The following is a 10,569-nucleotide window of genomic DNA, read 5'->3' as shown; positions in this document are numbered from 1 at the left end:
CCAGCAGGACCGGCAGGGCCAGTTGCGCCCGGTATACCTTGTGAGCCCGGTGCACCCTGTGGGCCTTGCGGACCTTGTATTTGACCAACATTGGTCCACATCGTACCATCCCAAACATAACCATTGCCATCCGCGGAAACGATGTAGAGGTCACCCTGGGTGTTTCCTCCTCCTGGAAGATCACCGACCGTTGCTACCGTTCCCTGGATAGAAATCCCGGTGCCATCTTGTCCGGCCGGGCCTTGTGGGCCAGTAGCCCCTTGTGGGCCGCTAGGGCCTTGTGAACCAGCAGGCCCGGAGGGGCCTTGTGGGCCTTGTTCGCCTTGTGGACCAGCGGGGCCTGTGGGTCCGACGGGGCCAGCCATACCAGCAGGGCCTGATTCGCCTTGTGGACCTTGAATAGGGCCGACGTTGTTCCACATGCTACCATCCCAAGCGTAACCATCGCCGCTGGCAGTCACTATGTAGAGATCGCCCTGGCTGCCACCAGCTGGAAGATCACCAACCGTTGCTACTGTTCCAAGTAGGTTGATCCCTGTTCCAGCAGGGCCTTCTGGCCCTTGTGGACCAGTCGCTCCTGGAATACCTTGCGGCCCGACAGGACCAGCTTCGCCCTGTGGCCCTTGAGGACCAGGTACTCCGGCAGGAATATTAATTGTGTTACCATTACTTATGGACAAATCGCCACTTATTGCATTAAACGTAAGCGTCTGGCTATCTGTACCACCGGCGGTATTAAGCGTAACAGAATTGCCATCCGTGAGCGTCAGTACCTGCGTAACGGGATCGTAAATCAGGCTTTGTAATTCATCCGTAGGGTTGCCACCACCACCATTACCACTTTCGCCGGCATAGATGGCGTAGGGGACGGATAAAAGCTGGCTGGTGCCCAAATTTAGATAGGAGGTACCACCGGCTGGATCAATATCAATTTTTAGATAATAGGGATGATTAGCCCAGTCTACATCGGTCATCATGCCGCTTAATGCAACACCATCGCCAATAGCTAGATCAAAGACACCCAGCGGCGAGGTAGTCACCGTATGGCGTTCGGAATAATCAACCAGTCCGCTCACGCCGTCCCTCACCATACTCACGCGCACTGCGAGGTTGGCACTAGCGTAAGGAGAGCCGCCCGCATCGCGAGCAACAGCCTGAAATTTGAATTGCTGAGGGGCTTGTGCCCAAAGGCTGACACTAAAGGCCAGCAGAAAAATAAGTTGAAGTAAATGACGCATATTTTTAGGGTTTTAGGGGATTAGTGTTTGATTTTAAGTACGCGAAAAGTGCCCTCGCGGCCAGTGTCATCAGCCAATCGGAGCAGATAGGTTCCGGCGGGATAGGCACCAAGGTCGAGTTCTTGCAAAGACGTCAGAATGGTTTCTTGCCAAAGCAGCTGACCATTACTGTTGTAAAGTGCTGCCCTCGTAGGAGACAGGTCCGGCAATGCAATACGAATGCTTTCGGTAGTTGGGTTGGGATAGATATTGACCTCCCAATTGAGAGGAAGCAATTCTTCGTTTTCTACCAAAAGGTCATAATAGGCTCTGTGAAATCCTTCACCAAGTTCCAGTCCATTTTGATAACGAGCAACCGCTATTTCGCCCACAGTGAAGTGTAGGCTACCAAAAAGCAGGTTGTCGTAATAATCACCGGCATTACCGATCACGGTACGAGGCATGTCCTGGCCGGTTAAGGAACCCGCACTGGCCAATAAAATGACCAGGCAAGCACCAAGGCCAAAGTTGTGTGTGCTGTGTTTCATTAATAGGGATATTTGTGAATAATGCTAGCGCATCAGTAGCAAGTCGCCCTGCACTTGTTTGCGTTTGCCGTTTTGAAATTCTATTTCTGCGTAATAAACGTAGATACCCGTAGGCATAGGCTGTCCATTGCGAGTACCATTCCAACCAGCTTCCTGCGAGCTACCGACAGTGTATTTATAGACCGCCGCTCCCCAACGATCAAAAATTGCTAAGCTGGATATCACTTTGGCATTGCTACCAAGCCCCAGGGTAAAGAAGTCATTGTCGCCATCGCCATTAGGCGAAAAAGCATTGGGCTGATAAACCCGGTAGGGGTTTAGCACCTCAAGTAGGGTATCTATCACCAGGCCGCAGCCTTGCTGATTATTGACAACAACCTGTAATTGCCCACCCGGTAAAACAAGCCAATTGGTACTAGCACAGGTAGCACAACTCGCTTGCCCATTACCTGACCACTGGTAGGATAAATCGTTTACTGTGCTGCTAATACTCAGTTGTAGCGTATCGCCTGCCTCGATAGGTGTGTTGGGAATACCACTAAGCGTCGCATCCAACAATGGAGCATCCGCTATGGTTAAGGTTTCCGAAAAGGAACAACCGATCGCATCTTCAAGCAATACCTCGTAGGTGCCGGATGCTAAGTTGAAAAAACTCATTTCAGCTTGGCCAGCGCCTCCATTGAGTTGATATTCATAAGGAGGAACACCGCCATCTGCAAACAATATCTCAATAAGGCCATCTGCTGCATCGGGGCAAGTAAGCGGTTGCGCCATTGCATCAAAAAAGGGATCAGCAATCTGCAATTCCCTTTCCTGCGTATAGCTGCAGCCCTGACTATTGGTAAAAGTTACTTCGTAAAGGCCAGGAGAATTAAGCTCAAGCTCTGCCGTAGTTGTTCCTGTATTCCATAGGTAGTTACTAAATCCAGCCGGAGCATGCCAAAGGGTGCTGTTGCCTTGGCAAATGATGCTGTCCCCAGAAATACCACCGGAAGGAGTGGACAACACATCAATTTCATAATTAACGATACTGTCACAACCGGCGGCAGTCGTATAAAAAAAGGAGATTAAGGTATCTGTGGAAAATTTTTGCCCCAGAAATGTATCTCCACTACAAAGCGATTGGGTAAAAAGTTGGTCAAAACTAGGGTTTAGGAAAAGTTGTATTTGTAAAAGTGAATCACAACCACTGCTCCCCGGTAACGGAATGGTATAGTCGCCAGCTTCACTCAGGCTTTGGCCACCTATTTGCAAAGTGTCTCCCTCACAAATAACAGGTGTTTGAAAAACCATCAGCGGGATTTGTAATTGGATGGTCGTAGCCGTTGAAGTAGCACGGCAGCTGGGGTTGAGAAAATTGACAGGCCCATTGGCTACCACTACCCGGTATTGTAGATTGGCAAATGGATTGGCGATAAAAAGTGTAGCGCCGTTTTCATTTGCTAAATCATTCCAGGAAGTACCACCATCAAAACTACGCTGCCATTGATAATGAGGTGTAGGATAGGTAGTAGCCGCTGCCGGAGCTTCAATGGTCACTCCATCAGGGCAAGCTGTTGTGGTTACTGGAAGGATTAAATCCGGTGCACAATGGCGCAAACACAGGTTATCAATTCCTAAATCATTACCGGGCCCGCCAGGGGCATTGTTTCGCAATGTCAGTGTGACAAAGTCGGTTCCCTCAGGGATGGTAATAAGGGTCCGGTAAGTATACCAGGTTTCATCTTGGGGAACGTTCCCCGTTTGATCAACCACTACACCATCAATGAGAATATCGATATTAGGCGTAATCCCATCTACACATTCAACACGAAGAAGATTGAGAATATCTATACTAAACTCATAATTAATGCCATCACATACTTCGAGGGTACGCTCAAAAAAGATCCCCGGATCAAACGTAGCATTGACCACCATAAGATAACCGTTGGGGTCAGAGCTATTGTCACCTTGGCTGGTCCAACAGAAATTAGGATCACCAAAATCCGTAGTGCTGGCAATGGTGTAGAAACCATCGTCTGGCGGCGGGCTGTTCTGATAAATATAACCAGGAGCCAGTTGTGGGTCATTGGTTACAATCGTTGCCATGCCGCTACCGAAGTCTCCTCCAGTGATAAGGTTAGTGCCTAAGGTGCCCTCACAACTTTGGCTATACGCCAAAAAGCTTGACAAGGACAAACAAAGCATCAGTAGATAAGGGATAACAGGTGTCATTAAAATTGGATGCATTTGGCCATTGATGCATCCGTTTGAAAAGGCGTTACCTGTTGGGGTACATTTTTTTTGAGGAAAATTCATTGGTCCTTTGTTTTACGGTGAGATGGCGACGTTTTTTGTCGCTTCCGTAAAAGTCCGGGACTAGAAGGATAAAGAATTGCTCATTTCAGACAGGAGCTTGCTGAATCGGTAGCTTGAATATTATTCTCCTATTTTAAAACTGCTTACTCCTACCTCACCAGCACCACTTGTCCCACCTCCAATTCGCCATCCACCAGCAAACAATAAGCGTAACTACCGGCAGGCAAGCTATTAGGCTCAAGCTGAGTAGCGGTGCCATCCGTAATTTCTTGCGACCAAACTTGCCGCCCGGTCATATCAAACAACTCCAGGCGGGCAGGCGCTGCTAAAACCGGAGGAAGGTGCTGAATAAAGAGCACTCGCCCATCGGTCCCAACAGAGATCAAGCTTTCTGAAATGCCTTCTTCCGCATCCGAAATCAAAAGATCGGCACGTGCCAGGTTATTGATGACGATCCCTCGTATTTCCGTAAAATCACCAGCAATGATCAATTCGCCTTGGAAATCAGCAAGCGCCGTGACCGCACCATTTGCTCTTACAAGTGGCCAATACAAAGAAGCACTTCCCCCAGGTATTTGGATTAAGACAGTAGGCCCTAAGCCTGCTCCTCCTAAATCAAAATTTAACGCCCCATAAAACAGGTAGCGCGACTCATAAAATCCACTTATGATCGGTGGTTCTAAAAGCATCAATGGCTCAACATAATTATTTAGCAGTCCACCTGTGAAGTTAAGTCCATAGTTTCCATTTTCAAGGAGGCCTATCGTCGTATAGTCCACCCCATAATTATGCATAATATCTACTAAAAAATATTCCTGAAAAGCATAAGACAATGGAGCTACACTTGCTCCATCCAAAAAAGCGCGATCTTCCAAGTTTACCAAAAGCAAATTACCTGCTAAAGTATCCACTCCTGACAAGAGCAGCCCCTTCCCGCCCGCCAATAAAGAATCTCCCTCTATATCCATATCCCGAATAATCCCCGTAAACGTAAATTGCTCATTAAATGGCTCCCAAGTATCGCTGGTGGTATTGAAAACAGCTAATTTCTGAATCAGGTTACTACCGGCCAGGCTATCAAAATCGCCGCTGAGATAACAAAAGCCTTGGTGATAAAGCAAGTCCGTGAAAGAGCCCTCTGCAATTGGCACCTCCAAAAGGCGTTCCCAACTATCCGAACGATAGCGGGCAAATATTTGCGTTTCAAGCTGTCCGGCAGCAGCCGAAAAAACACCAATAGCATAAATATCCCCCGAGCCCTCATCAATGGCAATCCGGGAGAAGCCGCCATCCATGTCTGAAAAACCTGCCAATGACCTCAGTTCATTACCATCCCAAGCGACCAGATGATCGGCAGCAAAGTCATCAATCTGAGAAAAGGTCCCAGCCATATACAATTCGTCGTTGTAGACTTTCATATCTAGAATTTGCCCGCCGGAGATACCTAAATCATTGCCAAAAGGCAGTGCATCAAAGTAAAGCGCAGCATAACTCGGTTGTATCCACGCCAACTCGTCGGCGGTAAAACCATTCGTGGCTGCCCAGGACGGTAATTCGGTATACGTCAATAACTTTTGTAAATCTGCGAAGTTATTTTCCATCCTGATCTGATCCACCAGTTCCTGCTCTCCCGTAGCTTGAAGTAAGTAACCCACGGCACAGGCCGTATTCTTTTCGTCAACAAATACAGGCAAACGGTTTGGTTGATAACTGTTGATGGGAAAGAGGCCGCTATGCCAATACTGCTGTAGATAATCCAGCACAGTGCTGCGCCGTTGCTGCTGTTCGACAGTTAAGTGATTAATTGGGCGTGCTCGGAGAATACCTTCCACCAATTGCAGGTGAGTACGAATGCGCTCGTTATCATCCGAAAAATTCACGGAAGTCAGATAATTTACCGGAGAGGTTTCCGTCAACCACTGCTCATTAATTTCGTAGAGGTGCTCGTAAAGTGGTGCGGTGACTTGCGGCAACAAATTGGCCTTACTTGAGGAAAGTGTCTTATCTGCTTTTGACTGAACTTCCTTTTGGGGTAGCGTGGAAGCAAAAGAGGGGAGCAGCGTGGCCGCTATTAAACAATTCGTAATCAGCAAAGTAACAATCAGTAGAGGCGTTTTCATTATAATAGCTTTGGTCTATTATAAAATTAACCAAAGCTAGTATTCTCCACTGGAAAATCAACAGGTATAACGTTTCTCAGACAAAATCCATAAAAACAAGGACAGCCTGGTGCCGTAGTAGCGTTTGCGTAACAAAACTACTACGGCATGGCCCTAAATCTTAAATCGACGACAACATCTCCTCCGAAAGGTAACGAAGACGTACTGCCTGATCCGCCTTTTCGAGATTGGATTTCAATTCCTCATAAAGTGCTTTCGCTCTGGTGGTATTACGGGTAGCTTCGGCCGCTTGTAATGCTCCCGCTAAAGCATGTAAGCGCCCCGGGCCTTTGGCGAGCGCATAATCAAATTGAACGAGTGCCTCGGTAGGGCGGCCCTGCTCCAGCAGCCAGCGACCATAAAGCTCATAGGACGGCTGTACGATACGTGGTGGGCCGTAAGAATAACTGGTCGCCTGCTCCAATTCAACAGCCGCTTTTAATAAGCGCTCTGTTTCGGTTAGATCACCTTCCAATTGGGCTTGCATCGCTTCCAATTCAAGGGCCAGCACATAAGCTTGATCGATATCCAACTGGTTCGGTAAAGCTCTGCTAGACCCCGCCGCGCTACACATAGGGGCACCTGAAGCCGTCACCTGATTAGAAGCATCTTTGCGTTCTTTGGCCATAGCTGTCAAGGTAGTAGCCAGTGCTTCCTGATCTTTAGCGAGATAAGCACGCCAGCCTGTGGTAAAGTGCCGAATGGCTCGTACCAATATATTCATGTCTTCCAGGTCAGGATTGATGGACTGCACTTCTTCATTGCTCCAGTCGTTGGTCTCCACAAGGTAGTTGGCTGTTACGGATGCCATATAAGAGCGTGCAGGGCCATTAGGCTCGGTGGAGGTATAACGCTTGAATTCTGTCATCTGCCGGCCAGCTTCTTCGTAACGCCCCTGCTGAGTGAGGCCATAAAGCCGCCAGTGAAAAGCGTGGTAACTACGTGCATTATCGTCAAGTTCTTTGTCTTTCATCCGGTCTACACTGGCCTTCCAGGAAGCGATATTCGACTGAATCACCTCCTCCCACATGCCCATAGACACATAGATATGTGAAGGCATGTGTAGCGCATGTGCAGCAGAAGGGGCTACTTTCGAGTAGCTGTTTGCCGCAGGAATAGCCTTGGCCGCATGAGCAGGATCATCATAAGCATGAATAAGATAATGCAGTGCGCCAGGATGCTGTGGGTTTTCAGCCATCACACCTTGCGCAATACGAGCAGCTTGCTCATAAGCTTCTTCGTCACGACCTACAGGTACCGCCCCAAGCAGCGAAAGTGCATAAAAAGCAGCTACCTCAAGCTGATCAGGATATTTCTTTTTCATCTTAGCCAGCTGGTTGGCATATTGCTGATCGCGCTCTTGTTTCGTGCCTTCTTCTTGATAAAGCAACTCTACAGCGGCCATAAAATCGCGCTCTAAAGGCGTAGCTGCCAGTACCAGTCGATCCTTGGTATTAGGAGCCAATTTAGCCAACGCAGCCTGCCCTTCTTCTGCAGCCAATTGTCGCCAAAGAGGGTGATTATGAGTCATTGCCTCGCCCCAATAAGCCATCACCATTGTCGAATCAGCAGCCTGTGCTTCTTGAAAAGCAGCGCGTGCGTCCTCGTATTCAAAACTGTGCAACAGCAGTAACCCTTTTTTAAAGGCTCCTTGAGCAGCAGCATTACCCGTTACGGGAAGGTTAACTTCGCCTAACTGGACGCCGTCAGTAGGCGCAGGCGCAAGCGCTTCTGCTTCCTCATTCTGAGGAGAATTAGCACAACTATAGCTGCTAAAGGTCACACAGAGGAGTATTATCAGTATTCTCATGACTAGATGGGGATTGTTATTTTTTTTGCAAAAAAAATGAACTTAAAAATAGGTATAATAGAAACAGCACAAAAATAAGTTGTGATTAATATTTTGGCAAGACACCTTACAAACCACTGAATATCAAAATCTTGCTACCCATAAAAGAATTAAATTTAAAGGAATCTCTCAATAAAACCCTTTAAGTATGAAAATTAAAACGTTACTCCTCGCAATTGCTTTCATTGCTATTTACCCAAATATCAACGGCCAAAACTACCTCAGGATCGCCAACCCAGATGCATGGAACCCTAACACCTCTAGCCCTGGATGGGAGAATTATTCACCTCACGGTCTGTTTACTGATCTTGACTTGGTGATCTCGCCACAGGGCGTTTACACGGAAGTAGAAGTATACGCTACAATCAGCAGCATGCCCGGTGATACCTGGTGGCCTATTTCTGAAATTCTCTGGCAGTTTGACTTGCCAGCCAAAACCATTGTACACGACTCCTGGCTCTGGGTAGAAGACGAAATCATTAAGGCAGACATTATCGATTACTGGACCGCCTTCACTACTTACGAAGACATTGTTGACCGTAATCAAGATCCTTCTTTTCTTTACATTCTGCCGGATAACCGCTACGAAATCAGGATTTATCCAATGTTCGAAGGCGAAAGCAGAAGAATAAAGATGAGCTTCCTCGTACCCGCCACTTGGAGTAGAACCCAGGTTACGCAAGATATTTTGTTGTCCATGTTTCAATCTACAGATCACCCCCCAGCTTCCGTTAGTGTGGCTGTAGCAGTAGACGAGCAGTGGGGAGTACCCCGTTTGAATATGGACGGTACAGAAACAACGCTAACGGAGATTGTAGTAGGTGGAACAGGAGACCAACTCCACTACCTGGAATTAGATAACATCGACTTCTATAATGCCAGTGAGTTGAGTATCAATTGGGATACACCACTGGCAGAAGACCAGGATGCCTTTGTCAGCACTTACGAAAATCAAGGTGAGAAATTTTACCAGCTGGCTTACTTACCCGACTGGGGAGCTGTTTATGATAACGAAGAAGCCGAAAAAATCATGTTCCTTTTAGATTATACTAGCATGAAAACGACCACTTCGCTGTCGGAGTTTCTTAATGCTTTTCAGCAACAACTTTCAATCTACCTTTCTGATGAAGACCTGCTGAATGTAGCCGTTGCGACTACAGAAGGCGTTGTTTTTCTCGATGATCTAACATGGACATCTGAAAATAGTACGCTTGATAGTCGTATTGAAGAGCTGCTAACAGAGATGGATACTTCTAACCTGCAACTGCTCCTACAGGAAAGCTTAAACTGGGCCCAAACTCAGGGAGATGCTACCCAGTTTTATCTTTTAGCTGCCAGTGATGCATACGCCGTTCCTGCGGCAGCCAATGCAACGATGCTATTGCTCCAGCCTACCATTGCAGCAATAGGTGTACCCATTAGTGTTTTGGATTATCAAGACTTGAACGTTTCTGTCATCTATCACGAAGACGAAATCTATTACGGAAATAGCTACTTCTATCAAGTACTTACGGCTGCGTTTGAGACTTCTACCGTACTTGTTTTACGTGATCAGGAAATTTCGCTAACGCAAGGTTTATCTAACATGCTAAACCCCGTCTATTTTGAAAATGCCATTGTCGATTATACCGTCAGTCTCGAAAATGGTTTATGCTATGAACGTTTTAATTTGTCTAGCAACAATTATAGTTTAGCCAATGGTGGCGCGCTGATACAAACAGGAAAATACCTCGGAGAACTACCAATGGAGATTAACGGTTACCTCGTCAGTGAAAATAGTGGTGAGTTTTATAGCCAAAGTACTCAGGTTGGAGCGGATCAGGTTATTCCCGGAGACACCCTGATGCGAGAAATGTGGTACGCCCAACACTTCCGTGAAGTCTTTAATCAACTTTCCTCCGATGCAGAACGAGCTTACCTGATTGAGCAAAGTATTGCCGAACGTATTCTTACGCCGCTTACTGCTTTTCTAGCGCTGGAACCTGGCCTCGGTGGTGAACCTTGCATAGCTTGCTTAGTCAACAACGGCGGGCCTATCATTTTCAACACAGAGGAGTTTGATTTCGAAGAGGCCACCATCAGTGTCAGCCCAAATCCAACCGTAGACTTTGCTCGTATTCGCCTCAATCATCCGTCGGGTTTTCGTGCAGATGATTGGCAAGCGGTCATTTACGATGCTACTGGTCGAGCCATCAGTGTACTACCAACACCGCAACAACAAGATTTATTTACAGAATGGACCTGGGAGTTGGAAGGAGGAATAAAGGCAGGTATTTATTTCTGTACAATTTCCAGTGAATATGGAGAAGTCGTCACCAAAATTGTGGTACTACGGTAAATACGACAAGCACTGACCAACCATAATCATCGTTCCCTCGCTTGGCCACCATACACAAAATCCTGGCAACCAAGCGAGGGAAACAAAATGATTTAGGGATGAGGAAATAAATCATCTACGCAAAGGACGTAGCAATATGAGTCATTAAGCATCTGAAAAG

5 protein-coding genes and 1 pseudogene are annotated in these 10,569 nt (G+C 47.1%); 1 reads left to right on the top strand and 5 read right to left on the bottom strand.

Annotated elements, in window-relative coordinates:
• The 5 genes and pseudogenes from ACRBG0_RS04865 to ACRBG0_RS04845 all read right to left on the bottom strand — a co-directional run.
• Nucleotides 1–1,238 (bottom strand): annotated as a pseudogene (locus ACRBG0_RS04865) (hypothetical protein); the annotation flags it as partial.
• 20 nt (nucleotides 1,239–1,258) lie between these two features.
• Complete coding sequence (locus ACRBG0_RS04860; RefSeq protein ID WP_431485784.1) at nucleotides 1,259–1,765, bottom strand: T9SS type A sorting domain-containing protein; 507 nt, start codon at nucleotides 1,763–1,765, stop codon at nucleotides 1,259–1,261.
• A 24-nt stretch (nucleotides 1,766–1,789) separates the two neighbouring features.
• A complete protein-coding gene (locus ACRBG0_RS04855) occupies nucleotides 1,790–4,063 on the bottom strand; it encodes a gliding motility-associated C-terminal domain-containing protein (protein WP_431485783.1) in 2,274 nt (757 codons plus the stop codon).
• Nucleotides 4,064–4,212: 149 nt separating this feature from the next.
• A complete protein-coding gene (locus ACRBG0_RS04850) occupies nucleotides 4,213–6,183 on the bottom strand; it encodes a hypothetical protein (protein ID WP_431485782.1) in 1,971 nt (656 codons plus the stop codon).
• A 160-nt stretch (nucleotides 6,184–6,343) separates the two neighbouring features.
• Nucleotides 6,344–8,032: a hypothetical protein gene (locus ACRBG0_RS04845; RefSeq protein ID WP_431485781.1), complete on the bottom strand. Its 1,689-nt coding sequence runs from the start codon at nucleotides 8,030–8,032 to the stop codon at nucleotides 6,344–6,346.
• A 187-nt stretch (nucleotides 8,033–8,219) separates the two neighbouring features.
• Here ACRBG0_RS04845 and ACRBG0_RS04840 point away from each other — a divergent pair, with 187 nt between their 5' ends.
• Complete coding sequence (locus ACRBG0_RS04840) at nucleotides 8,220–10,409, top strand: T9SS type A sorting domain-containing protein (protein ID WP_431485780.1); 2,190 nt, start codon at nucleotides 8,220–8,222, stop codon at nucleotides 10,407–10,409.
• Nucleotides 10,410–10,569 lie beyond the last annotated feature (160 nt).

This window comes from Lewinella sp. (assembly GCF_050633125.1).
Lineage (GTDB): Bacteria > Bacteroidota > Bacteroidia > Chitinophagales > Saprospiraceae > Lewinella.
This window is presented reverse-complemented; position numbering and strand designations above follow the sequence as displayed.